Here is a 340-nt window from a genome sequence, read left to right on the forward strand (position 1 = left end):
AATATAAATGGAAAGACAGCCGCTTGGCAGGGCGTTCATTCTGTATCAGTGGCAACCGTGTTTGGTGTGCTGACAACCATCGCAGCGTTTTCTCCAATGCTATGGATTAATAACGAGCTAGCCAAAGTATTGGCCGGGTTTTCGGCTGTGGTGATCTTTGCATTGATCTTCTCGCTTATCGAAAGCAAGTTTATTTTGCCGTCACACTTGGCTCAGCTTTCTGTGAAAAAGCCATCTACCAGTATTTTTGCCAAGGTTCAGAATGCCGCTCAAGGCGGGTTGCAGTGGTTTAATCTCAACATCTACAAGCCAGTATTGGAGTTTGCACTTGGCTACAAAG

1 pseudogene is annotated in these 340 nt (G+C 45.6%); it reads left to right on the plus strand.

Features of this window, described 5'->3' with window-relative positions:
* Window positions 1-340, plus strand: a pseudogene (locus AB4512_RS23940) (AcrB/AcrD/AcrF family protein); the annotation flags it as partial.

The organism is Vibrio sp. 10N.222.52.B7, assembly GCF_041474275.1.
Classification (GTDB): Bacteria; Pseudomonadota; Gammaproteobacteria; order Enterobacterales; family Vibrionaceae; genus Vibrio; species Vibrio crassostreae_C.